Origin of the sequence: Parabacteroides sp. AF21-43 (assembly GCF_003635435.1) — a bacterium.
Classification (GTDB): Bacteria; Bacteroidota; Bacteroidia; order Bacteroidales; family Tannerellaceae; genus Parabacteroides; species Parabacteroides distasonis.
In genome coordinates this window covers 51,264-74,206 of the sequence record NZ_QTMG01000027.1, presented here as the reverse complement: position 1 = coordinate 74,206, position 22,943 = coordinate 51,264, and the positions used below count along the sequence as shown (strand labels likewise).

Genomic DNA, 22,943 nt, shown 5'->3' with positions numbered 1-22,943 from the left:
CATCTATAATCTTTTGTTTTAATCATTTAATCTATAAATTTGTCCCCAGTAATCAAATGTTATCATAAAATGATTGAATTAATTGGTACAAACGCCGGCCTTGTATGGAACGTTTTAAATGAAGGCGGTAAAATGAGTTTTAAGGCAGTGAAGAAAGCCACGAAGATTAAAGCGGAAAAAGATATGTACGCCGCTTTTGGTTGGTTGGCGAAAGAAGGTAAATTAGCTTTCGAGGAGATTGAAGGTGAAATGTATGTTTCTTTAGTGTAAACAAGAGGAACGTTTACAAGAATTAGGGAGGGCTGTTCGATTTTTTTGGACGGCCTTTTTATTTGTCCATACGTTTTCTGTCAAAATAATTAAGTCTACAGTTGGTTAATTCAATTCAAAAACTTACTTTTGTGTAGAATTTGGTGTGAAATGACCGAAGATCATAAGAGATTGTTAGCTGTATTTGAGGTTAGAGTTCGTGATTTGATGGCGTTATGCGATCAGCAGAAACGTAGAATTGACGAACTTACAGCTGCTTTGAGCCTTAAAGACGAGGAGTTGCGGCAGGCGAAGGATATGATTGAAGGATTGAATGCCAAATGTGATAACATGCTGACGGCGCGAATTGTTTCTACGAATGAGGAAGAGATGAAGAACGCCCGGATGCGGTTATCAAAATTAGTGCGGGAAGTAGACAAGTGCATCGCACTTTTAAATGAATAGAAGCGATGGACGAAGAATTTCTTATAAATATAGTGATAGCCGGAAAGAAATATCCGCTTACGATCAAACGTCATGAGGAAGAGTTGGCACGTGCCGCCGCTGATCAGATCAACAGCAAGATTCTTCAATACAGGCAGCATTTTGCGGTCGAGGTGGATACGAAAGATTTGTTAGCCATGGTGGCTTTTCAACTCTCGATGCATAATCTGGAGTTGGAAAAACGGAATGATACAAATCCTTTTACGGATAAGATACAGGAGCTTACAACCGAGTTGGAAGGATATCTGAAGAAATAACATACATATTGTAAGAAGAGAGTTTCCGCACTGCTTTGCACGGTAAGACCGTGTGATGGTAGTGCTTTTTTTGTATATAAATAAATGAATCTTAAATTATTAGTTAAATGGTTGGAATGTATATAATCATACCGATAGTAACCTTCATCATTGGTGGGTTGCTTGCGTGGCTGGGCATGCGTTTCCTTCTGAAGTCGAAGTACGACTCCGTGCTTCAAGAGGCGGAGAAGGAGGCCGAGGTGATAAAGAAGAACAAGATGCTGGAAGTAAAGGAGAAGTTTCTTCATTTGAAAGCGGACTTGGAAAAACAGGTATCACAGCGTAACGCTAAGATCCAGTCTGTCGAGACTAAATTGAAACAAAGAGAACTGACGATGAATCAACGTCAGGAAGAGTTACAGCGTAGGAATAACGAGGTAGAGGCTGTAAAGGAGAATTTATCTTCTCAGTTGGAGTTGGTGGAGAAGAAGAAGCAAGATTTGGATAAACTTCATCAGAAGGAAGTGGAGCATTTGGAAGCTATCTCCGGGTTGTCCGCCGAGGAAGCCAAAGAGCGTTTGATCGAGTCCTTAAAGGATGAGGCAAAGACGCAAGCCGCTTCTTACATCAACGAGATCGTCGAGGAGGCGAAGATGACCGCTAATAAGGAGGCGAAGAAGATCGTGATCCAGTCTATCCAACGGGTAGCGACGGAGACGGCTATCGAGAACTCTATTACCGTGTTCCATATTGAATCGGACGAGATCAAAGGACGTATCATCGGTCGTGAGGGACGTAATATCCGTGCTTTGGAGGCCGCTACCGGTATTGAGATCGTGGTGGATGATACGCCTGAGGCTATCGTTCTTTCTGGATTCGACCCGGTTCGTCGTGAGATCGCTCGTTTGGCTTTGCATCAATTGGTGCAGGACGGACGTATCCATCCGGCTCGTATCGAGGAGGTGGTAACGAAGGTGAAGAAGCAAGTGGAAGACGAGGTCGTAGAGACCGGTAAGCGTACTGTGATCGATTTGGGAGTGCACGGTTTGCATCCGGAATTAATCCGTATGATCGGTAAGATGAAGTATCGCTCTTCTTATGGACAGAACTTATTGCAGCATGCTCGTGAGACGGCCAACCTTTGTGCCGTGATGGCTTCCGAGTTGGGCTTGAACCCGAAGAAAGCGAAACGTGCCGGATTGTTACATGATATTGGTAAAGTGCCCGATGATGAGCCGGAATTGCCGCACGCTATCTTGGGTATGAAGCTTTGCGAGAAATATAAGGAGAAACCGGATATTTGCAACGCCGTAGGCGCTCACCACGATGAGGTGGAGATGCAGACGCTGTTGGCTCCGATCGTACAGGTTTGCGACGCTATTTCAGGTGCTCGTCCGGGCGCACGTCGTGAGATCGTAGAGGCTTATATCAAGCGTTTGAATGATTTGGAACAATTGGCTTTATCGTATCCGGGTGTTGTCAAGACTTACGCTATCCAAGCGGGTAGAGAGTTGCGCGTAATCGTTGGCGCTGATAAGATTGACGATAAGGACACCGAGAACTTGTCCGCTGAGATCGCTAAGAAGATTCAGGATGAGATGACTTATCCGGGACAGGTTAAGATCACGGTGATCCGTGAGACTCGTGCGGTAAGCTACGCTAAGTAAGAATATATTTAATATAAATAAAAAAGGCCGGCTTGTGTAAGTCGGCCTTTTTTATATCTGTCGCTATCGATTTCCCAGATCGTCGTATAAAGTTTGTAATAGGACTTTTCCTTTCTCCAAGCGGGTCTCGTTTCCGCTTTCAGGTTCTTCTACTAAAATCTTGTTCCCTTCATTGTCGTATACGGAAACACCGGATTCGTCTATAAAGCCAAATCCATTATTGAATGTATAAAAGGCGTAATGCGGGACGCAAGGATTCAATATATCTTTGCTGAATGAGAACTCATCCGTGGGGAGACCCATCTGATTTAATAAGGTGGCTGCCAAATCGGTTTGGTTCGCATACGTATCGATCACTTTAGGTTCGGCGATCGCTCCGCCTAGCCATAGCATAGGTATGTGGAAACGTAAAGGTCCGTACTCCTGCATGTTTTCAGGGTAACGGTATCCGTGGTCGGAGACAAAGATGACTACCGTATTTTTCCATGCCGGCAGTTCCTTGAACGTATCAATGAAATTACCGATACAGCTATCCGTAAACGCGACGGAGTTTAGATAAGGATGCTCCAAATGGTGAAACGGGACCTCGAATGGCTCATGGCTACTTAATGTCAGGAATGTACTTAACCAAGGTTTGCCGTCGACTGGTCTTTGCTTGATATCCTCGTAAAGATGCGAGAACGTGATATCGTCGTTTGCTCCCCATTTACTCAGACGGCTGCTCAAGGGAAAATCACGGTCTGCCGTTATCTTGCTGTAGCCGGAACTATAGAAATAACTTTGCATATTCGTGAAATTGATATCACCTCCATAGAGCATATCCGCCGTATATCCTTCTTTGTTAAGACTCTTTGCGATAGATGGAAGGGTCTGGCTTTTCACCGGATACTTCATGATGGAGGTGGTGGGTTGGGCTAAATAGCCGTTCAATACGGAGACTAAGCCTCGGTCGGTACGGAACGAGTTGGCATATAGGTTCGTGAATAATACACCTTCTTTGCTCAGCCGATTCAAGTTCGGCGTAATTCCCGGCTCACCACCAACAGCCTCGATAGCATTTGCCGTGAAACTCTCCATGATGATAATGAGAATATTGGGACGAGTCGTTGTCAATAGCTTGACAGGCTCTGTAGGTATGGAATCTCCCGGGCATAAGGAGTCTTGGGCTTGAATGAGCGTATCGAATAAGGCTTTCCGCTTTTCCTCCGGATAGAAATCGAATTGCGAGGCAAAATCCTGTTGCTTACTCAATGAGGCTATCAGACTGAAACACGGGTTGATCGCCGAATGATTCAAGAACTGGTTCTGGCTGAAATAAACCATGCCGACATTTGCCGTAGACGTAGTTACGCCTCCCCGGATCGGAATAAACAATATTCCCCCTGCTAAGAGGATGGCGAAAGTACTTCCCAATTGTTCCAATCCCGTAGGTGGAAAGCTAGGCTTTACTGGCGCGAACCGGAGGATGAAGGTGAACCAAGCATAGATACCTAGCGCATATGCCACGAATACCAATAATTGGATAAAGAACATTCCCAGCGGAACGCTCGCCATCGCATCGGCGGGCGATTGTAGGTAGAAGAATAAGGTAGCGTCCAACCTGAATCCCCAAAAGCTATATAAAGCCACATCTACGGAAAAGATCGCGGATACCAGAATTCCCATGATCAAGAAGTACCCTTTCAATACCTTCTTTAGCCAAACGCCCGGAATCCAAACTGATACTAAAGTCAATAGGAGAGGGATGGCGGTAAGGTATCCCGCTATCGTACAATCCAGCTTCAGCCCATGAAGCATAACCTGTAGGAAGTCCGTGAAGGTACAAGCCTCGGACAACGCATGCTGATAAAACATAAATACCGGTTTTTGAATAACAAAAACCGGTAGCCATGCGATAAAAACGATTAGTATGAATAATAATCTTTTTTTCATTTCGAATATAGCTTTTCCCGTAACTCAGCGATAGCCGGATCTGTGATGTAATCATCGTAATCCATCATCTTATCGATGATACCGTTAGGAGTCAGCTCGATGATACGGTTCGCCACGGTTTGTATGAACTCGTGGTCATGGCTGGAGAACAGGATATTTCCCTTGAATGTCTTCAATGTATTATTGAAGGCTTGGATGGATTCCAAGTCCAAGTGGTTGGTCGGAGTATCCAAGATCAAGCAGTTGGCGTCGGTGAGCATCATACGTGAGATCATACAACGCATCTTCTCACCTCCGGAAAGTACGCTTACCTTTTTCATAAGCTCCTCGCCCGAGAACAACATACGTCCGAGGAAGCCTTTCAAGAATACCTCGTTAGTATCCGGCGAGAACTGGCATAACCAATCGAGCAGGTTGATATCTGTATTGAAATATTTGGAGTTATCGAGAGGAAGATAAGAGGTCGTGATCGTCTGTCCCCACTGATACGTACCGGCATCCGCTTTCTCCTCACCGTTGATGATCTGGAACAAGGCGGTCATGGCACGAGGGTCGTGACTGATAAATACGATCTTGTCATCCTTCTCCACGAAGAAGTTCAAGTCCTTGAACAATACCTGTCCGTCGATACTCTTCGACAATCCTTTCACCTCAAGGATCTGGTTGCCCGGTTCGCGGTTAGGCGTGAACAAGATTCCCGGATAGCGGCGTGAGGACGGTTTGATCTCCTCGATATTCAGCTTCTCCAACATCTTCTTGCGACTGGTGGTCTGCTTGGACTTCGCTACGTTGGCGCTGAAACGGCGGATAAATTCTTCCAACTCTTTCTTCTTTTCCTCGGCTTTCTTATTCTGATTCTGCTGTTGACGAAGGGCTAACTGGCTAGACTCGTACCAGAAGCTATAGTTTCCGGCGAATAATTGTAATTTACCGAAGTCGATATCCACGGTATGCGTACAAACGGAGTCGAGGAAGTGACGGTCGTGGCTAACAACCAATACGGTATGTTCGAAATTAGAGAGATAATTCTCCAACCAAGAAACCGTCTCAAGGTCCAAGTCGTTCGTCGGCTCATCCAATAATAGGTTATCGGGCTGTCCGAACAAGGCACGGGCCAATAAGACACGTACTTTCTGCTTACCGCTCAAGTCCTTCATATACATATAATGCAAATCCTCCTTGATGCCTAGTCCGCTCAATAGGTTGGCGGCGTCGCTCTCCGCGTTCCAGCCTTCCATCTCGGCGAATTTCTCTTCCAGTTCCGATACGCGGATACCGTCGGCGTCACTGAAATCAGGTTTCTCGTAAAGGGCGTTTTTCTCGCTCATCACCTCCCATAAGGTCGTATGTCCCATCAATACGGTATCCATAACCGTATATTCATCGAACGCGAAGTGATCTTGGCTCAATACGGAAAGACGTTCGCCCGGTCCTAGGTTAACGCTACCTCTGGTAGGGTCTAATTGCTTGCTGATTACACGGAGAAACGTAGATTTTCCGGCCCCGTTAGCACCGATAATACCGTAGCAATTGCCCGGTGTAAACTTCATGTTCACATCCTGAAAAAGGATGCGTTTTCCAAACTGTACGTCCAGATTGTTAACTGTTATCATATTTCGTATACCTATTAAATTGCGATTGAGGATGCAAAGGTACGAAAAATATTGTTTATCTTATCATTGGATGTCATACATCCCGCTCGTTCTCTCCCTTTTTTAGGCTAATTATCTTTTGGGCGTTGAGCGGTGAGATAACGCTTTTCCCGGTTTTGGCTTCCAGCTCTAATCGGGCGTTACGAGCCACCTCGCCTCCTTGTTGGGCGACATTTATGTGCTCGCTAAAGGTGTCTGGTTCCGATGCTTCTGATATTTCCTTGGTAGATAACTCGGCCAGCATGTTTAATACAAGCTCTTTGTTTGTCATATTATCTCGAAGATTCTCTTTTCTTAATCCTTTGAATCGTTTATATTCCATGGAGGTCATGTCGGACCATGACTTATAGATTATGTCGGTTAATGTAGCGAAATGGAGGCCTTCTTCCAGTCCTCTCTTCTTCCATTCGTCTGTTAGATCTTTCCGTATCTCTATGGATTTCAATCGTTGGTTGATCCAATTATCCGAATAGCCCAATCGTTTATAATCGACCATGGCTTGCTCAATAGACAACTCCGGATCTTGCATTTGATCCAAACGTTCCTTCGCTACTTGGGCGATCCATAATTTGAAAGGTTCGGCCTTGGGAGATGGTACTGATTGGATAAGGCGGAAGAGTTGCTCGGTATTGGCTACGTCGGTTAAATATTTCTTGCCATCAGCGGCCTGCATTTTCAGTTGACTACAATTTGTAGTCAACTCGCTACCTTCTCTTTTCAATCTGTTTTTTAATACACTCCAGTATTTTCGAGGGTTGGGGCTATCTGTTAAAATAGATATAACATCAACGATCGAGAAATACCATTCCTCTTGTTCGTCATCCCATATGGCGCGAACTTTTCTTTCTTCGAATAAGCGGATAGATTCTTTTTGTGTCATTTGTAGTTGCTTTGAGTAGTTATAGACAAAGGTAAATGAGAATTTAGTATATCCATAGTTTAATAGTTTGATTAAAAGTTTATTTATCGCAAAGTAAGTATATTAATCTCATTTAAGCAAACGATACGCGGTTTAAATGAGAAGGTACGAAAAATATTGCTTATCTTTGCATTATACATTAATATCCAATTGTGTAATGAATAAACAATCTGTCATATCTCTTCTTCGGAAAGCAAAGCAGCCTTTGTCGCAGAGTTGCGGTGTAAAGCAGTTGGGGCTTTTTGGCTCTACTGTTCGTGAGAGCAATACGGAAAGTAGTGATGTGGATATATTGATCGACTTTGAGGATGATAAAGAGACTTATTCCAATTTCCTTTTGGCTTGTGAGATATTAGAGAAGCTTTTTGACAGATTGAAAGTGGACATAGTCACCCTTAAAGGGTTAAGCCCTTTTATTGGCCAGCAGATATTAAAGGAGGTAGAATATGTGTAAGACCCCTATCGCTTATTTGCTGCATATATTGGAGGAATGTAACTACATCCTTTCTGTAGTTACGGATGATCTGCCTATGTATCAATTTCTTTCGGATGAAACGTTAAAGAGGGCGGTTTGCCGTAGTTTGGAGATTGTCGGTGAAGTGACTAAGAAAATTCCCGCAGATGTTAAATATCAATGGAGTGACATTCAATGGAAACATATGGCTGGAATGAGAGATCGGTTGATTCATGACTATATGGGTGTTAATTATCTGATTGTTTGGGATGTGGCAAAGAATATTATTCCAAAATTGCAACCTCAAATAGAAGCGGTGATAGAGAAAGAACAGAGTCGTTGAGAGAGTTGTTGTGTTAGATATGTTTAGAAACCCTGCTATTTCGTAGGTGCTTATCTAGCATGGAACAGTTTTATGTCGTATATTTGCGGCGAATATAAAAACGAAATAACAAGAAACAGAGAGTAAACAATAGAGATATAAGAGATTGACATATTAGTATTTGCTATTTATTTCTTAATGTAGTAAAACGACCAAATAATAAAAGCTCAAGAAGAAATAAGTTCGTTAGCGAGTACACCCAAACGGGGTGTGTTCCTAGTGCTTATTTGGTTTGGGCTTGGGTGCTTGGTCGTACCTTCTACGTTCTGAATAAGTAGGGTTCACACCTTTTTTGTGTCCTTATGCCTCTTATTTATTAACCCCATAATAGTATAGCCTATGATTTAAACCCATTCTTTCCTTATTTCCTTAATTTATGCTTCGCCGCATTTCTCCGGAAGAAAAACGACCAATTTTATTCTTAAAGCCCAGAGAAAGGTAAAGGTGGATGCGCCCCCGTTTTATTTTGTTTCGAAATGGGTGCGACACGCTTTTGCATTCTTTTCCCTGTTGGATGGAGATGCAGAGCGTGGCGCACTTTTAGTTTCAAACAATTTAAAAACGAATCTTTTTACGATGACAAATGATGAGTTGCAATCGAAGACGATTGCCTTTTTGCGCTTTCCCTTGATCGTGGGGGTGGTATTGATACATTGCTATTATAAAGAATTGCCGATAGGTGGTGTTAAGGTTCCCGTAATGGATGAATATCCCATTTATAAATTAATAGCGGACCTGTTTTCTCAAGTGCTGGCACGTACTGCCGTACCCCTTTTTTTCTTGATATCCGGTTATCTGTTCTTTTATAAGAGTTCCTTTAGTTGGCCTATGTATGGCTCTAAATTGCGAAAGCGGGCACAAACCTTGCTGTTGCCTTATCTGTTTTGGAATGGAGCATTGGTGGGTTTGCGCCTCTTGATAGAACTTTTGTTTCCATCTGTGCTTTCCGGTGAGGTTAAACCTGTGCTGGATTACGGATGGTGTGATTGGTGGGATATCTTTTGGGCGAGAGAACCTAGTGAGCCGGGAGGAATGCCGATGCCGATCAACTATCCGTTGTGGTTTATCCGTGATTTGATGGTATTGGTGGTATTCTCGCCATTGGTGTATGCTATGGTACGCTATTTACGGCAATATGCGTTAACGCTACTTGGCTTTCTTTGGCTCATTTACGATGGGGCCAGTTCGCCGGGTTTAAGTCCGACCGCTTGGTTCTTTTTCTCGCTTGGTGCTTTCTATAGCGTGCATCGGCGGAATTTTGTAGTGGAGACGCGTCCTTTATTACGGGGGGCGGCATTGCTTTATGTGGTTTTGGCTTTAGCGGATCTTCTTTCAAAGGAATTAGGATGGAATGTTTATGTGCATAATGTAGGCATTCTTGTGGGCTGTGTCTTTGCGATCTCTCTTTCGGCGTATGGATTGGAAAAGGCTCTTTGGCGGACTAACTCCTTCTTGGAGGGGGCTAGTTTCTTTGTCTTTGCGTCCCATGTAATCGTGCAGATCTTTATATATCGATTGATATTATGGTTCTTCCGGTCTTCTGCGGAATGGGCGATTATTGGGATTTACTTCGGGGTTGCTTTGGGAGCTATTTTGATCTGCTTGGCTTTCTATGCCATGCTTCGGCGCTTCCTACCTAGGCTTCTCTCTGCAATCACGGGAGGCCGATAGCTTTCTGTGGGGTGATGACTTGTCAGTGGGAGGCGCTTTGTTATGACTATTTGGTCAGGATTGGCGTTTTACGCTGACAATGCCTTTTTATAGGCAGGGTGAACTGGAGGGAAAGGAGAGCGAAAAAGGTCGGTTTTTACCGGTTTTCGGGTCTGCGGATAGGCATTGTAAGGTTGTTACGATCCAGTTGTAGGGTGTTTACGGCGGCGTTGTTAGTTGCTTTCGACTGCGAATGCTATTGTTTTCGGAGCGAAACACTATTGTTTTCGAGTGAAAAGTCTATTGTTTTCGAATAAGAAGTCTATTGTTTGTATGTTTGAGGGTGATAAGAGACGGGAATCCTCGCTAGAATAAAAGCCCCAAAAACGATATATCATTGAAAGATAACTAATTGCGGATTTTTATTCTCAAATATGGAAGCCGACTGTACTCTGGGGCGAAATATTCGATTCTCTGGAGCTTTAGGGGACAAAATGTCAGAATGTCAAATTGGGCGATCTTCTATTATTAACAAAGGAAATCTCATTATCTTAGGGCAATGTCATAGGTTGTAGAGACGGGGCACGCCCCGTCTCCCGTATCATGTGCGATGGATTCATGTTTCTTTGGCTATGGATGAAATTTGGTATGGTTGCCTTGTTTTTATCTGAATAATAAGGGCTAATTGGAAATAAATATCTACTTTTGTGCTCTAAAACATTAAAGTAAACGAAAATAGAAAGATGGCTGCAACGAAACGAATGAAACGTGCCTTGGTCTCTGTGTTTCACAAAGACGGGCTGGACGAAATCCTAAAGAAATTGCATAGCGAGGGTGTGAGCTTTGTATCAACAGGTGGTACTCAATCATTTATCGAGTCATTGGGTTTGCCTTGTGATGCGGTAGAGGACTTGACTTCTTATCCGTCTATTTTGGGCGGTCGTGTGAAGACGCTTCATCCGAAGGTATTCGGTGGTATCTTGGCTCGCCGTGAGAACGAGAATGACCAGAAACAATTAGCTGAATATGAGATCCCGGAGATTGACTTGGTTATCGTTGACCTATATCCTTTCGAGGAGACTGTCGCTTCCGGCGCTGAGGAACAAGCAATTATTGAGAAAATAGATATAGGCGGTATCTCTTTGATACGTGCTGCCGCGAAGAACTTCAAGGATGTGGTAATCGTAGCTTCCAAGGCTCAATACCAGCCGTTGATGGATCTTTTGAACGAGAAGGGCGCTGAGACAAGCATCGAGGATCGTAGATGGTTCGCCAAAGAGGCATTCGCCGTTTCCTCGGGTTACGACTCCGCTATCTTCAATTATTTTGATGGCCGCGAAGGTTCCCATTTCCGTGCAACGGTAGATAGCCCGATGCATTTGCGTTATGGCGAGAATCCTCATCAAGCCGCTAAGTTCTATGGTAAGTTTAACGATATGTTCGATCAAATCCATGGAAAAGAGATTTCTTACAACAACTTATTGGATATCGACGCCGCCGTGAACTTGATCGATGAGTTCGACGAGCTGACGTTCGCTATCTTAAAACATAATAACGCTTGCGGTATCGCTTCCCGCGGTAATGTGGTTGAGGCTTGGAAAGAGGCTTTGGCCGGTGACCCGGTTTCCGCTTTCGGTGGCATCTTGATCACGAATACTACGATTAACAAGGAAGTGGCCGAGGAAATCAACAAGATTTTCTTCGAGGTGATTATCGCTCCGGCTTACGACGCTGATGCGCTGGAGGTACTTCAACAGAAGAAGAACCGTATCATCTTGATCCGTAAGGATTGTAAGACTTGCCCGATGCAGTTCCGTTCTTTATTGAATGGTGTCTTGATGCAGGAGAAGGACTTGAGTATCCAAGGTAAGGCTGATTTGGAGCCTATGACGGATAAGCAGCCGACAGCCTCGGAGGTTGAGGACCTGTTGTTCGCCAACAAGATCGTGAAGAACAGCAAGTCCAACGCGATCACCTTGGTGAAGAACAAGCAGCTTTGCGCCAGCGGTATCGGGCAGACCTCTCGTGTGGACTCTTTGAGACAAGCCATAGAGAAGGCTAAATCATTCGGCTTCGACTTGAATGGCGCCGTGATGGCTTCCGACGCTTTCTTCCCGTTCCCCGATTGCGTTGAGATCGCAGACCAAGCAGGTATCACGGCCGTAATCCAGCCGGGAGGCTCTATCAATGATAAGTTGTCTGTCGAGTACTGTAACCAACATGGTTTGGCTATGGTGAAGACAGGTGTTCGTCATTTTAAACATTAATAATAAGACTAATGGGATTGTTTTCTTTCACACAAGAAGTTGCCATAGATTTGGGTACCGCTAATACCATTATCACGTGTAATGATAAGATGGTGGTAGACGAACCTTCGGTGATTGCTTTGGATGCTCGCTCGGACAAGGTGCTGGCTGTCGGTAAGGTGGCCCGTGAGATGTACGAGAAGACGCACCCGAATATTCGTACCGTACGACCGCTTCGTGAGGGAGTTATCGCGGATTTCTACGCTGCCGAGCAAATGATTCGCGGCTTTATCAAGATGGCGAGCGGAAGGAAGCGCTGGTTCGCTCCGTCCTTACGTATGGTGATCGGTATCCCTTCAGGTAGTACGGAGGTAGAGATACGTGCCGTGCGAGACTCTGCCGAGCATGCCGGTGGACGTGATGTGTACATGGTTTTTGAGCCGATGGCTGCCGCTATCGGTGTCGGTATAGATGTCTTGGCCCCCGAGGGTAATATGATCGTGGATATAGGAGGTGGTACTACCGAGATCGCTGTCATATCCTTAGGTGGTATCGTGTCGAATAAATCAATCCGTATGGCGGGTGACGATTTAACGGCTGATATCGTGGAGTATATGCGTCGCCAACACAACGTGAAGGTGAGTGAGCGTATGGCCGAGCGTATCAAGATCAACGTGGGGTCCGCGCTTACTGTATTGGAGGACGCTCCGGAGGATTATGTGGTTCACGGCCCGAATCAGATGACTGCCTTACCGATGGAGGTACCCGTCTCTTATCAGGAGATCGCCCACTGTTTGGATAAGTCTATCTCGAAGATCGAGGCGGCTATCTTGAGTGCCTTGGAGCAAACCCCTCCCGAGTTATATGCCGATATCGTGAAAAACGGTATCTATTTGGCTGGCGGTGGCGCTATGCTTCGCGGTTTGGATAAGCGCTTGCGGGATAAGATGAATATCCAGTTCCATATCGCCGAGGATCCGTTGCATGCCGTGGCGAAAGGTACGGGAGTCGCTTTGAAGAATATTGAGAAGTTTAATTTCTTAATCCGATAAGAGTAAATAATTGGGAATTGAGAATTGAAAGTTGAAAATTAGCGAGCCGATAGGTCTAGTTCTTTTCAATTTTCAATTCTCAACTTTCAGTTTTCAATTCCTATGCGTAAGTTACTAGAGTTCCTGATCGGGAAGAGGCATTGGTTTTTGTTCATTCTGCTTGAGGCTGTTTCGTTGATGTTGGTCTATCGTAATAACGCGTACCAACGGAATATTATATTCAGTTCAGCGAATGTCGTGACAGGATATATCGCCTCGATATCCGGATCTGTTACTTCTTATTTGAATCTTCGGGATATCAATAAGGAGTTATTGGAGCGTAACGGACAGTTGGAATTGCAAATGCTGGATCTGCAAGATCAGTTAGATGCGCTGATTGCGGATACGGTTAGTTTTAAGGGATTCGCGCCGGATTCGACGGAGCAATTTCCTTATTCGTTTGTCGTGGCGGATGTAGTGAACAACAGTGTCACGCATTTGTCCAATTATATTACCGTGAATAAAGGGAAGCTGGATGGGATCATGCCCGATATGGGAGTTGTCTCGGAACGAGGTGTGGTTGGTATCGTATCGACGGTTTCCGATCATTTCTCCGTGATCATTCCGTTGCTGAATCCTAAGTTCCGGTTGAGTTGTAAGGTATTAGGTAGTAGTTATTTCGGGTCATTAAGCTGGAATGGACGCAATACGCTGTACGCCAACCTCGATGAGTTGCCGCGCCATGTGGAGTTCCAGAAAGGCGATACGATCGTGACGAGCGGTTACTCCGCCGTATTCCCCTCGGGTATTATCGTAGGTACGGTCGCTGATTTCGAGAAACAACACGATGATAATTTCTATTCATTACAGGTCGAGCTGGCTACGGATTTTCAAGCGTTGAACAACGTGCGTATTATCAAGAATTTCCGTCAGACGGAGCAAATTGGTGTAGAACAAGAGGCGAAAAGAAATGATTAATAATTTACTGCGTGGTTTCATATATTTCGTGGTGTTTGTGTTGATTCAGGTCTTGGTCTTGAACAACATTCATTTCTTGCGGATCGCTACCCCGTTTCTGTATCTCTATTTCATTATTAAGATGCCGGTCGGTAGCTCACGGACGCAAGTCGTTTTCTTCTCTTTCATAGCCGGGGTGGTTATTGATACGTTCAGCAACACACCGGGTATGCATGCGGCCGCCTGTACATTGGCGGGATTTTGCAGGGAGCCGTTAATCCGTGTATTCATGGGGAAAGATTTGCCGGAAGGTATTTACCCGTCTTATAAGACCTTTGGTTTCGGAGGCTTTTTCCGATATGTGTTATCGTTTGTGTTGATACAACATACGACTCTTTTTGTGATTGAGTCGTTGACTTTATTTGACCCGTTGTTTCTGGTTGTCCGTATCCTCTCGAGCGTGGTGATGACAACCTTATTGATTTGTACGGTAGAAGCATTCAATATAGAGTCTCAGAAAAGTGGAGAATAATACCAAGTATGAGTTTGAGAACAGGCGCTATGTCTTAGGTGGGGCGGTGATCCTGTTGGTTATCATCTTTATTATCCGTTTGTTCATCCTTCAGGTGGTCGACAACGATTATAAAGCTTGGGCGGATAGTAACGCTTTCTTGAAAAAAACCTTATATCCTTCCCGGGGTATGATGTACGATCGTAATGGTAAATTATTGGTCTATAACCAGCCCGCTTACGACGTGATGCTTATCATGCGTGAGATACAGCCTTTCGATACCCTCGATTTCTGTGATGTGCTGGGCATCACGAAAGAGCAATTCCTCAAACGTATAGCGGATATTAAGAACCGGCGGTTAAATCCCGGTTATTCTTCCTATGTCCCTCAAGTATTTATGAACCAGCTTTCCGCACAAGAATATGGCGTGTTGCAGGAGAAGTTATACAAATTTCCCGGCTTCTATATCCAGAATCGCACGATCCGCCAATACGAGTATCCCAATGCCGCTCTTGTGCTGGGAAATATCGGCGAGGTAAACCGGAAAGATATAGAGAATGACGCTTATTATACACAAGGCGATTACTCCGGCAGGACCGGGATCGAGCAATCGTACGAGGAATATTTGCGGGGCGTGAAAGGAGTCGAGATCCTGTTGCGTGACGCTCACGGACGTATCAAGGGGCGATACGAGGAAGGCATGCACGATATCCAGCCTGAATCCGGCAAGAACTTGAAATTATCCTTGGATATGGACTTGCAGGCTTATGGGGAGAAGTTAATGCAGAATAAATTAGGGGGTATCGTGATGATAGAGCCGGAGACAGGGGAGGTACTTTGTATGGTTTCCGCTCCTACATATGATCCGAGTATCTTGATCGGGCGCCAGCGGGGAAAGAACTACGTGGCTTTGCAGAAGGACCCGTTGAAACCTTTATTCAACCGCCCGCTCATGGCGCAATATCCTCCCGGATCTACATTTAAACCGACTCAAGGTTTGATCTTCTTGCAAGAAGGGGTGATTACTCCGGAAACTCAATATACCTGTGCGCATGGATATACCTTCCGGGGAGGTAAGCCGGCTTGTCACGGGCATCCGTCTCCTCTGAATCTGGTCGGGGCGTTGGCGACCTCTTGTAACTCTTTTTTCCCTTGGGGACTGCATGATATGATCGACAGCCGGAAGCGATATCCGTCGGTACAGGAGGCTTTTGAGGTTTGGAAGAATTATATGGTTTCTATGGGGTATGGCTATAAGCTGGGAATCGATCTTCCGGGGGAGAAGCGAGGGTTCATTCCGAATAGTAAGTTCTACGATAAGGTGTACCGGGGACGTTGGAATTCCAGTACGGTTATCTCGATCGCTATCGGTCAGGGTGAGATATTGGCTACGCCTTTGCAAATCTGTAATTTGGCGGCTACTGTCGCTAATCGGGGATATTATATTACTCCGCATGTCGTGAAAGAGATTCAAGACACCCCGCTGGATACATTATATAGTAAGAGGCATTATACATCGGTGGATACGCATTATTATAGTTATATTGCCGAGGGTATGCGAGGGGCTGTTACGGGAACCGCTTATGGTGGAACCTGTCGTGGGGCGGCTTTACCGGATATCGAGGTTTGTGGAAAGACGGGAACGTCGGAGAACCCGCATGGTAAGGACCATTCTATTTTTATGGGATTTGCTCCTTATCAAAAGCCGAAGGTCGCCATTGCCGTGTTTGTGGAAAACGCCGGATTCGGTGCTACCTATGCGGTGCCTATCGGTAAATTGATGTTGGAGAAATATTTGAAAGGAGAAATATCCGAGGCTAACAAGGCGACGGAGGAATATATTATGAATGCCGTAATACTACCGAACAATGCGCTATAGGAAAACGGAAATATGGAAGTCGGTAGACTGGATTACCATTTTGTTGTATTTGATTATGGTAATCGCCGGTTGGTTTAGTATTTGTGGGGCGAGCTACGAGTTTGATAACGTTGGCTTGTTCGATCCGTCGGGTCGTCCGGGGATGCAGATGATTTGGATCGGTACCTCACTCGCCCTTATTTTCGTCATATTGATGCTGGAAAGTGACTTCTTCGATATATTCGCCTATCTGATCTATGCGTGCGTGATCGTATTGTTGATCGCCACTATATTTTTAGCACCTAATATCAAGGGATCGCATTCTTGGCTCGTATTGGGACCTATCCGTTTGCAACCAGCGGAGTTGGCTAAGTTCGCTACCGCTTTGGCCGTGGCGAAGTTTATGAATGGCTATGGCTTTAAGCTAACGACGGTCAAGAATTTCTCAATCACTTTGTTCTTGATCTTCTTGCCGATGGTTTGTATTCTTTTACAGAAAGAGACGGGGTCGGCATTGGTTTACTTGGCATTCTTCCTGATGTTATACCGGGAAGGAATGACTGGATATATTTTGTTGATAGGAGTTTGTGCGGTCGTCTTTTTCGTTACGGGAATGAAATATTCAGAGGTGATGGTGGGTATTACCCCATTGGGTGAATTAATCGTCTCTTGCCTTGTCTTATTAATAACCATGGGATTAGTTGGGAGTGTCCGTAAGGATTATATAAGCGTTAAGATCATGCTTGGGGGAATTGCTTCGACATTCTTGATCGGGTATGTCGTTTCTTTGTTTGTCCCGGTAAACTTCGCTTGGATATCGATAGGCTTGGTAGGAGCCGCGTCAATCTATTTATTCTATTTATCCATTCGAAACTGGGTATGGCATTATGCGTTAATCGCTCTGTTCGCTTTAGGTTCTATCTGTTTCCTATTTTCTGTGGATTATGTGTTTAATGACATATTGGAACCTCACCAACAAATTCGTATTAAAGTCTCTTTAGGCTTGGAGGATGATCCAAGCGGGGCGGGGTATAATGTGAATCAGTCCAAGATCGCTATCGGTTCCGGAGGATTATCCGGAAAAGGATTCTTGAATGGGACGCAGACCAAATTGAAGTATGTGCCGGAACAGGATACGGATTTTATCTTTTGTACGGTAGGCGAGGAGCAAGGCTTTTTGGGAGCCTCTGCCGTATTGATCGTATTCGGACTTTTTATTCTTCGTCTGATTGTATTGGCGGAGCGGCAAGATAATGCTTTCGGGCGAGTCTATGGCTATAGCGTAGCCTCCATATTCTTTTTCCATCTGGCGATTAATGTCGGCATGGTGACGGGATTGACTCCGGTTATCGGCATTCCCTTGCCTTTCTTTAGCTATGGAGGTTCCTCGCTTTGGGGATTTACGATCTTATTGTTTATTTTTCTTCGTTTGGACGCTTCTCGGAAGGAGCGTTAGTGGAAGAAGGTAAGACCCGTAAGCCGATTTCCTGAATGCCCGGAAGTTGGTCGTTACGCATCCCCTGCCGGAAGCTAAAGGTATATTGCCCTTTAACGGGGAAATAGTAAGCAGACCGTATCGGGAAACTGGATTGAAACAGGGAGATCCCGTCCCCATACCATTTCCCAAACTCATCAGCTAACATACATTCGATCGTATCCCTTTTTAAAGGACCTATCGGAAGTTCCTCGCTGCAAAATACCCATAGGTTCTGATACGGATACATATTATTGTTCCGTACTTCCAAGGTTAGGTCGTACGGAACCGATATATCCTCAATCAAGAAAGTGAAATAGTACTCCTTATTCTTCTCCCACGAGGTGTTCTGGATAGCTTGATACTGATCGTATACAGCTTCATTCTCGCAAGAGAAGCATAAGAAGCATGTTACACAGGCGGCAATGAACTTTTTAAGCCTCAGGCTTTGTCTCTGGCCTATTCTCCGTTTTATCAGGTCTGGCCTGTTTGATCGGTTGCTGAGGTTTGTCATTATTCGCAGGCTTGTCATTGTTGGATTGCTTATCGTTATTAGCTCTCGGCCTTTGTTTCGGGCGATTGTTTCGGTTGCTCTCCCTGTTATTATCACGGTTGTTCTCCCGATTCTCCCGACTGTTTTCCCGGCTATTATCTTTGTTATTCTCCCGGTTATTCTCTCTGTCCCGGTTATTCTCACGATTGCTATTCCTATTATTTCCTCCGTTGCGGCGATTATTGCCACCGGCTCCGTTTCCTCCGTTGTTCTTATTCTCAGAAACAGGTGCGTCGGTGTTGGTAACTGCCGTCGCAGTGGTGTTAGCTCCGTTCCCGTTTCCATTGTTCTCGCCATTATTCTTGTTGGCAGGACGTTTTTTCTTTTTCTTTTTAACAGAGTCGAAACGTGTGACGCTTTCTTGCCCAAGAATATCTTGAGCGTCTCGTTTCGGTGGTTGTGGCTTCGTATCCGCCTCTAGAGATATCGGCTTCATGCCTTTCTTATTCATGTTAATGACATCGAAAGCACGGCTTGCCGGAATCGTGATAAGATTAGCCGCAAATGATTTATCCGTAGAATAGGTAATTTCCCGTTTGAAAATATCCGTCTTGAAATGATAGTAATTATTATCTTTGGTCTCCAAGACAATTTCCCGGGAAGGAAGGCGTTTCTGGGCTTCCACATATGTATCTACCTCATAATTGATACAACATTTCAATTTAGCGCATTGTCCGGCCAATTTCTGGGGATTCATGGAAATATCTTGATAACGGGCAGCTCCGGTAGCGACCGATACAAAACTTGTCATCCAACTGGAACAGCAAAGTTCTCTACCGCAAGGGCCGATACCACCGATACGTCCGGCTTCTTGACGAGCACCGATCTGCTTCATCTCGATACGAACACGAAAAGCCTCCGCTAGCACTTTAATTAGTTGACGGAAATCTACACGTTCATCCGCTATATAATAAAAGATCGCCTTATTACCGTCACCTTGATACTCTACATCACCGATTTTCATATTCAATCCTAAATCGGCTGCGATTTGCCGCGAGCGAATCATAGTGGCATGTTCCTTTGCTTTCGCTTCCTCATATTTCTCGATATCGGTCGGTTTTGCCTTTCGGTAAATCCGTTTTGGCTCAGCTTCCGTGCGCACGTTGTTCTTCTTCATTTGCAGCAGAACCAATTTTCCCGTTAAAGAAACCGTACCGATATCATGACCGGGACTTGCCTCTACGGCTACTATATCACCTTTTTCCAAAGGTATTTTAGCACTATTCAAGTAATACCCTTTGCGGGTATTTTTAAATTGAACCTCTACGAAGTCAGTCGAGCCTTCCGCGTCGGGTACATCGCACAACCAATCATAGGTATTCAGTTTATTGTTTTGCCTTTTGCTGCAACCTTTGCAGCCCATATGGCTACTTCCTTTATCTAATATGAAATCCATTTATTTTTAATTTGTAAGAGGGCCATCGACATAACCACCCAATTTATCTAAATATGCAAAAATAGTGATTTATTCCCATTCAAAATCATAGTTATGATTTTTTCAGTTATAAAAAAAGACCCGAAGATAGGTGTTATACCTAACCTTCGGGCCTTTTCTTATATATTTACACGATTAGTCTACCAACCCATGGCTCTTGAATACCTTGTGGATTGTCTCCAAAGCGTAATCTAGTTGCTCTTTCGTGTGGGTAGCCATAAGGGAGAAGCGGATCAGTGTATCCTCGGAAGCAACTGCGGGAGCTACTACCGGGTTTACGAAGATTCCGGCCTCAAATAATTCTTTTACGATAAGGAATGTCAAGTCGTTGTCACGGATAAACAACGGGATGATCGGGGTAGAAGTATGTCCGATCTCACAACCCATGTTACGGAAACCATCCAATGCGTAATGAGTCAAATCCCATAAATGTTGGATACGTTCCGGTTCGCTTAACATGATATCTAATGCCGCGTTCGCTGCGGCAGTAGCGGCAGGCGTGTTGCTTGCGCTAAAGATATAGGAGCGGGAGTGGTGACGTAAGTAATTGATAACCGGTTCGTCTGATGCGATAAAACCACCGATAGAAGCGAAAGACTTACTGAAAGTTCCCATGATCAAATCAACATCGTTCGTAACGCCGAAGTGATTACAAGTACCGCGGCCATGATCACCGAATACACCGATACCATGAGCCTCGTCAACCATTACACTTGCGTTATATTTCTTTGCGAGAGCTACGATTTCCGGTAATTTAGCGACATCACCTTCCATGCTGAAGACACCGTCGATAACGATAAGTTTCACCTTGTCTGGCTCGCATTTCTGGAGTTGTTTCTCCAAGGAGTCCATATCGTTATGCTTGAATTTCAATTTCGTGGAGAAAGAAAGACGATGTCCTTCGATAATGGATGCATGATCCAACTCATCCCAAAGGATATAGTCCTCACGTCCGGTGATACAGGATACAACACCTAGATTAACTTGGAAACCTGTAGAGTATACGATGGCGTCTTCTTTACCAACAAATTCTGCTAAACGTTTTTCCAACTGGAGGTGTAAGTCCAACGTTCCGTTTAAGAAACGTGAGCCGGCACAACCTGTACCATACTTTTTAATGGCCTCGATCGCTGCTTCTTTTACTTTAGGATGATTGGTTAATCCTAAGTACGCATTAGAACCAAACATCAAGACTTTCTTCCCGCTGATTAGAACTTCCGTGTCCTGATCGCTCTGGATTTCCCTGAAGTAAGGATAGATTCCCATTGCCATGGCTCTTTGAGGAGCGTCGTACTTTGCTAGTTTCTCTTGTAAAAGTTTCATATTATTATAAAAGAGAATGATTTATCTCGCTATTTATTTATTCTAATAAAGAACACAGGTTCGCCGCGTACATAATCCCATGTTTCGGCAAATCCAGCCGCAAAAGTAGTAAAAAAATAACTTATAGTAGTCGAAATGCTTTAAAAGTTTTATAAAAGCATTATTTTTGTCCTCTCAAATAAAAAAGAAGAAGTGAGGATGAGCGAACGGGATATAAAAGTACAAGCTATCATAAACCCTATATCAGGTGTAGGGTCGAAGCGCAAGATACCTAAGATGATCGAAGGGATCTGCTCGAAAAAGAACTGTTCGTTAAACATTTCTTTTACAGAGTATGCAGGCCATGCCAGCGAGTTGACTCGGCAAGCCATAGAGGAAGGAGCTGAATATATTTTGGCGGTAGGCGGTGACGGGACGGTGAATGAGATAGCGAGAGCTATGATCCATTCGAACGCGATCTTAGGTATCATCCCGAAAGGTTCGGGCAATGGCTTAGCTAGAGAATTGCACATACCGATGGACGTGAAAAGGGCTATCGATCTGATCGCGAAAGGGCATGTTACGACGATAGATTGCTGCCGGGCGAACGGACAGGTCTTTTTCTGTACCTGTGGAGTCGGTTTTGATGCCGCCGTCAGCCAGAAATTCGCAAATGAGAAACGGCGCGGGTCTCTTACTTATATAAAGAATACGATAGAGGAGTATCTGAGCTATAAGCCTGAGCCTTATGAATTGGTGGTAGATAATCAGACGATCAAGGAGAAGGCGTTTCTAGTCGCTTGCGCGAATGCTTCGCAATATGGTAATAACGCGTTTATCGCTCCGCACGCGAATATACAGGACGGACGGATGGACGTTACGATCTTATCCCCTTTTATGCCATTGGATATCGCTCCTTTGGCCATCCAATTGTTTACCAAACAGATTGATCGGAATAGTAAGATTAAGACGATGAAAGCCCAGCAAGTCACGATTATTCGCCAACATCCGGGCGTGATGCACTTGGATGGAGAACCGATCATGGCAGATCGCCGTATCGATATTACGGTGGAACCAAAGGCCTTACATGTGCTGACTCCGGAGGTTGTGTCTTTCACCAAGGAGGTACATAATTTATTTGACGAGGTAACTCGCTTCTTCGATAAAAAACTTCCTTACATTTTCAAGTAAAAGTCTTTAGCTATAGCGGTGAATTCATCGCTATATCGATGCCGCTCGATTTCTAGGGTCAGATGAGACGACTTGGGTTTTGCTACCGGCGTCGCTGAGAGTTCTATTAATAAGCGCTTAGGAGGGGCGTCCGGTATGGGGGAAACGTGGGCTTCTCTCGATGGCGATAAAGACTCTTCTCGAGCGAGGTCTATTAAAGACTCCCGTTGATCAAAGGGAAGCACCAAGGCGATATTTCCTTCGGGTGCCAACAGTTTGCGGCTATCACGCAATAAATCCGGGAGAGATAGAGTATCCGTATGCCGGGCTAGATTACGTTTAGTATCCGGGCATTTCAATGAATCAATAAAATAGGGTGGGTTGGATACGATCAAGTCATATTTGATATTCTCATCCGGCATATATTCGGAGAGCGAGGTTTGATAGACTTGTATCCGGTTGGCGAAAGGCGATTTCGCGATGTTTTCCCGAGCTTGTAAACATGCGTCTGAATCTATATCGATAGCGTCTAGGATCGCGGTGCTACGCTGCGCCAGCATGAGGGCGATCAATCCCGTTCCGGTTCCCACATCCAAAATCCTCTGACATCTCTCTATGCTAGCCCACGCCCCAAGCAAAACGCCATCCGTTCCGACTTTCATGGCACATTTATCGTGCCATACCGTAAATTTCTTGAATTGAAAATAAGGATTTGCCATATCTCTATCGATTGTATGCCGCGAAATTAGTAAGAATTGAAT

Annotated in this window: 21 protein-coding genes; 14 read left to right on the top strand and 7 right to left on the bottom strand. The window is 44.7% G+C overall.

Annotated elements, in window-relative coordinates:
* The first annotated feature begins 69 nt into the window (after positions 1–69).
* From DWX84_RS16815 to rny, 4 genes are all read left to right on the top strand, one after another.
* The gene (locus tag DWX84_RS16815; protein WP_005854813.1) at positions 70–270 is read left to right on the top strand and encodes a winged helix-turn-helix domain-containing protein; all 201 of its coding nucleotides are present in this window, start codon (positions 70–72) and stop codon (positions 268–270) included.
* Between the two features lie 150 nt (positions 271–420).
* Complete coding sequence (locus DWX84_RS16810; protein ID WP_005864886.1) at positions 421–714, top strand: hypothetical protein; 294 nt, start codon at positions 421–423, stop codon at positions 712–714.
* 5 nt (positions 715–719) lie between these two features.
* Entirely contained in the window at positions 720–1,010 is a 291-nt protein-coding gene (locus DWX84_RS16805) for a cell division protein ZapA (RefSeq protein WP_005864888.1), read from the top strand.
* Between the two features lie 107 nt (positions 1,011–1,117).
* Complete coding sequence (rny, locus tag DWX84_RS16800; RefSeq protein ID WP_005854819.1) at positions 1,118–2,656, top strand: ribonuclease Y; 1,539 nt, start codon at positions 1,118–1,120, stop codon at positions 2,654–2,656.
* Between the two features lie 63 nt (positions 2,657–2,719).
* Here the strand turns inward: rny and DWX84_RS16795 are convergent, their stop codons facing one another.
* The 3 genes from DWX84_RS16795 to DWX84_RS16785 all read right to left on the bottom strand — a co-directional run bounded on the left by DWX84_RS16795 (position 2,720) and on the right by DWX84_RS16785 (position 7,120).
* Positions 2,720–4,588 (bottom strand): LTA synthase family protein, encoded by a 1,869-nt coding sequence (locus DWX84_RS16795; protein WP_008773382.1) that lies wholly within the window; start codon positions 4,586–4,588, stop codon positions 2,720–2,722.
* Positions 4,585–6,201, bottom strand: coding sequence for an ABC-F family ATP-binding cassette domain-containing protein (locus DWX84_RS16790; protein ID WP_005864892.1), 1,617 nt, complete (start codon positions 6,199–6,201; stop codon positions 4,585–4,587). The genes DWX84_RS16795 and DWX84_RS16790 overlap by 4 nt, the downstream gene beginning before the upstream one ends.
* A 73-nt stretch (positions 6,202–6,274) precedes the next feature.
* On the bottom strand, positions 6,275–7,120 hold the full coding sequence (locus DWX84_RS16785) for a Bro-N domain-containing protein (RefSeq protein WP_122377568.1): 846 nt from the start codon (positions 7,118–7,120) through the stop codon (positions 6,275–6,277).
* A 196-nt stretch (positions 7,121–7,316) separates the two neighbouring features.
* Here DWX84_RS16785 and DWX84_RS16780 point away from each other — a divergent pair, with 196 nt between their 5' ends.
* From DWX84_RS16780 to rodA, 9 genes are all read left to right on the top strand, one after another.
* Complete coding sequence (locus tag DWX84_RS16780) at positions 7,317–7,613, top strand: nucleotidyltransferase family protein (protein WP_005854828.1); 297 nt, start codon at positions 7,317–7,319, stop codon at positions 7,611–7,613.
* On the top strand, positions 7,606–7,956 hold the full coding sequence (locus tag DWX84_RS16775) for a DUF86 domain-containing protein (RefSeq protein WP_005864896.1): 351 nt from the start codon (positions 7,606–7,608) through the stop codon (positions 7,954–7,956). The genes DWX84_RS16780 and DWX84_RS16775 overlap by 8 nt, the downstream gene beginning before the upstream one ends.
* Positions 7,957–8,571: 615 nt before the next feature.
* A complete protein-coding gene (locus DWX84_RS16770) occupies positions 8,572–9,666 on the top strand; it encodes an acyltransferase (protein WP_122377567.1) in 1,095 nt (364 codons plus the stop codon).
* Positions 9,667–10,388: 722 nt separating this feature from the next.
* Positions 10,389–11,912, top strand: coding sequence for a bifunctional phosphoribosylaminoimidazolecarboxamide formyltransferase/IMP cyclohydrolase (purH, locus tag DWX84_RS16765; RefSeq protein ID WP_005854829.1), 1,524 nt, complete (start codon positions 10,389–10,391; stop codon positions 11,910–11,912).
* A gap of 11 nt (positions 11,913–11,923) precedes the next feature.
* Entirely contained in the window at positions 11,924–12,943 is a 1,020-nt protein-coding gene (locus DWX84_RS16760) for a rod shape-determining protein (RefSeq protein WP_005854830.1), read from the top strand.
* A 102-nt stretch (positions 12,944–13,045) separates the two neighbouring features.
* Positions 13,046–13,900, top strand: coding sequence for a rod shape-determining protein MreC (gene mreC, locus DWX84_RS16755; protein WP_005854831.1), 855 nt, complete (start codon positions 13,046–13,048; stop codon positions 13,898–13,900).
* Positions 13,893–14,411, top strand: coding sequence for a rod shape-determining protein MreD (gene mreD, locus DWX84_RS16750; protein WP_005854832.1), 519 nt, complete (start codon positions 13,893–13,895; stop codon positions 14,409–14,411). The genes mreC and mreD overlap by 8 nt, the downstream gene beginning before the upstream one ends.
* Positions 14,401–16,269 carry a penicillin-binding protein 2 gene (mrdA, locus tag DWX84_RS16745; protein ID WP_005864905.1) on the top strand — a complete coding sequence of 623 codons (1,869 nt, stop codon included), beginning with the start codon at positions 14,401–14,403 and terminating at the stop codon, positions 16,267–16,269. Before mreD ends, mrdA begins: the two co-directional genes overlap by 11 nt.
* Positions 16,259–17,704, top strand: a complete 1,446-nt coding sequence (gene rodA, locus DWX84_RS16740) for a rod shape-determining protein RodA (RefSeq protein ID WP_005854836.1) — start codon at positions 16,259–16,261, stop codon at positions 17,702–17,704. The genes mrdA and rodA overlap by 11 nt, the downstream gene beginning before the upstream one ends.
* Here the strand turns inward: rodA and DWX84_RS16735 are convergent.
* The 3 genes from DWX84_RS16735 to DWX84_RS16725 all read right to left on the bottom strand — a co-directional run bounded on the left by DWX84_RS16735 (position 17,664) and on the right by DWX84_RS16725 (position 21,033).
* Positions 17,664–18,236 (bottom strand): gliding motility lipoprotein GldH, encoded by a 573-nt coding sequence (locus DWX84_RS16735; protein WP_029257204.1) that lies wholly within the window; start codon positions 18,234–18,236, stop codon positions 17,664–17,666. The two genes, rodA and DWX84_RS16735, sit on opposite strands and share 41 nt — an antisense overlap.
* The gene (locus DWX84_RS16730; RefSeq protein WP_010183701.1) at positions 18,157–19,671 is read right to left on the bottom strand and encodes a regulatory iron-sulfur-containing complex subunit RicT; all 1,515 of its coding nucleotides are present in this window, start codon (positions 19,669–19,671) and stop codon (positions 18,157–18,159) included. The genes DWX84_RS16735 and DWX84_RS16730 overlap by 80 nt, the downstream gene beginning before the upstream one ends.
* A gap of 174 nt (positions 19,672–19,845) precedes the next feature.
* Positions 19,846–21,033 carry an aminotransferase class I/II-fold pyridoxal phosphate-dependent enzyme gene (locus DWX84_RS16725; RefSeq protein WP_005854840.1) on the bottom strand — a complete coding sequence of 396 codons (1,188 nt, stop codon included), beginning with the start codon at positions 21,031–21,033 and terminating at the stop codon, positions 19,846–19,848.
* Between the two features lie 198 nt (positions 21,034–21,231).
* Between DWX84_RS16725 and DWX84_RS16720 the strand changes: the two genes are divergently transcribed.
* A complete protein-coding gene (locus DWX84_RS16720) occupies positions 21,232–22,203 on the top strand; it encodes a diacylglycerol kinase family protein (RefSeq protein ID WP_005854843.1) in 972 nt (323 codons plus the stop codon).
* Here the strand turns inward: DWX84_RS16720 and DWX84_RS16715 are convergent.
* Positions 22,188–22,901 carry a tRNA1(Val) (adenine(37)-N6)-methyltransferase gene (locus tag DWX84_RS16715; RefSeq protein ID WP_048927659.1) on the bottom strand — a complete coding sequence of 238 codons (714 nt, stop codon included), beginning with the start codon at positions 22,899–22,901 and terminating at the stop codon, positions 22,188–22,190. The genes DWX84_RS16720 and DWX84_RS16715 overlap by 16 nt on opposite strands.
* Between the last annotated feature and the right edge of the window lie 42 nt (positions 22,902–22,943).